Origin of the sequence: Peptoniphilus timonensis JC401, from assembly GCF_000312025.1 — a bacterium.
Taxonomy (GTDB): domain Bacteria; phylum Bacillota; class Clostridia; order Tissierellales; family Peptoniphilaceae; genus Peptoniphilus_A; species Peptoniphilus_A timonensis.
The window spans coordinates 317,391-319,335 of the sequence record NZ_HE978593.1; the positions used below are offsets into that span (position 1 = coordinate 317,391).

Here is a 1,945-nt window from a genome sequence, read left to right on the forward strand (position 1 = left end):
AAATAAGATGGGAAGGGCAACTTTTCTTCCTTTAGATAGAGTTTCTGGAAATAAAGTTAATATAAATTCTAAAGAAGATGGATTTATTGGACTTGCCTGTGATTTAATAAAGTTTGATGAAGTTTTCAGGGGGATTTTTTACAATTTACTAGGTAGAGTAATAATCGCAGATAATTTTAAAAATGCCTCTAGAATCTCAAAGAAGCATAGATTAAAAGTTGTAACTTTAAAAGGTGAAGTTTTCAATCCTTCTGGGGCAATAACTGGTGGTTCATTAAATAACTACAACAGCAGTTTTATCTTGAGAAAAAATGAAATTAATGATTTTAATGATAGATTAAATAAGTTAAGTAAAGAAATTTCAGAACTCAATGAAGAAAAATCAAAAATTGAAGAAGAAATTAAGAAACTAAATAATTTTGAAGAGAAATATTTGGAAAAGAGAAATTCCAATACTTTAAAGATAAATGAAATCGAAGGCAATCTTTATAAAAATAAAAATGACAACAATTTAAATAAGGAATATTTAGATAAATATTTGAGAGAAAAGGAAGAACTTGAAGAAAATATAAAATCTGATAAAAAAAGTTTGGAAGAAAACAAATTAGAAGTTGAACAAAAAAAATAAGCTTTTAGAAGAATTAATAACAGAATTTAACAGTGCTGACAAGCTTCAAAGTCTTTCCAGGGAAATAGAAAGTTTCAAATCAGAAAAAATTGAAATTCAATTACTTGAAAGAGAAAACCGAGAAAAAATTCTTTATCTATCCAAAGAAAAGGAAAGAATTCTATCTGAGATAAATACTACTAAAGAAAAGCTTGCGAATAATAAAAACATTTTAGAAGAAGCTGGCTCTAACATTGGCTTAAAGACATCTTCAAATGAAGAAAATAAAAATTCTTTAGAGGATTTAAAAATTTCTATTTCAAATTTAGATAATTCTCTTAGAGATTTTAAAGAAAAGTTAGATAAAAAAATAAAAATATTTTGAAACTAAAGATAGCTTATCCAATTTTAAGGAAGAGTCCTTAATTCTAAGTTCTGAAATGGAAAAGTTAAAAATCAAAATTGATCTTAATAAAAATAAAATATCAAGTGAAGTTGAGAGATTAAAAGAAGATTATGATATTGTAGATTATCATGATTTTATAGATGATGAACTTCACGATTTAAAGGAAAGTACTCTAAGACGCTTAAAGAAAAAACTTAGAGATTATGGAGAGGTAAATATTTCTTCTATTGAGGAATATAAAGTTGTCAAAGAAAGATGTGATTTTTATACATCACAAAGAGATGACTTAATTAATTCTAAAGAAGAAATCAATCTATATTAACTAAACTTGATCATGAAATGAAAAAGTTATTTAATGAAGCAATGGAAGAAATTTCTGCGAACTTTACTGAGATTTTTAAAATTCTATTTAATGGAGGCCGTGCTGAAATTAGCATTGAGGGAGATGTTTTAGAATCTGGAATAGAGATTAAGGCTTCTCCTCCAGGGAAAAGACTGCAATCTCTTTCACTTTTATCAGGTGGAGAGAGGTCTCTCACTGCTGTGGCACTTTTATTTGCCTTATTAAAATATAGACCAGCATCTTTTTGTATTTTAGATGAAATTGATGCTGCACTTGATGATGCCAACATTAAGAGGTATGCTGATTACCTTTTAACCTTAGAGGGAATTCAGTTTATAATAATTACTCACAGAAAACTTACAATGGAGATTGCAAAGACTATGTATGGTGTTACAATGGAAGAGAAGGGAATTAGTAAGTTGTTTTCTGTAAAATTAAAGGATTAGGAGATAGAAATGTTTGAATGGTTAAAAGATAAATTTAAGAAAAAAGATGAAGAAGTCGATAAAAAGAAATTAAAGGAAGAAATTACTTCAGAAGAAAAAAGTGACAAGGAAGAAATCCATGAAAAACTAGAAGAAATTTCAAA

Annotated in this window: 3 protein-coding genes and 1 pseudogene; all 4 read left to right on the forward strand. The window is 27.1% G+C overall.

The annotated features are described in order from the left end of the window. Window positions 1-628, forward strand: a pseudogene (locus HGPT_RS09260) (chromosome segregation protein SMC); the annotation flags it as partial. Continuing rightward, window positions 612-992 carry a hypothetical protein gene (locus HGPT_RS09265; protein WP_019138141.1) on the forward strand — a complete coding sequence of 127 codons (381 nt, stop codon included), beginning with the start codon at window positions 612-614 and terminating at the stop codon, window positions 990-992. The pseudogene HGPT_RS09260 and the gene HGPT_RS09265, both read left to right, overlap by 17 nt. A 55-nt stretch (window positions 993-1,047) precedes the next feature. Next, window positions 1,048-1,335: a hypothetical protein gene (locus HGPT_RS09270; protein WP_019138142.1), complete on the forward strand. Its 288-nt coding sequence runs from the start codon at window positions 1,048-1,050 to the stop codon at window positions 1,333-1,335. Window positions 1,336-1,352: 17 nt separating this feature from the next. Continuing rightward, entirely contained in the window at window positions 1,353-1,802 is a 450-nt protein-coding gene (locus HGPT_RS09275) for an AAA family ATPase (RefSeq protein WP_019138143.1), read from the forward strand. Window positions 1,803-1,945 lie beyond the last annotated feature (143 nt).

What these genes read in the sequence shown, in the direction of transcription:
- HGPT_RS09275 (WP_019138143.1), top strand. Translation starts at nt 1,353, where the DNA reads ATGAAAAAGTTATTTAATGAAGCAATGGAAGAAATTTCTGCGAACTTT.
- HGPT_RS09270 (WP_019138142.1), top strand. Translation starts at nt 1,048, where the DNA reads ATGGAAAAGTTAAAAATCAAAATTGATCTTAATAAAAATAAAATATCA.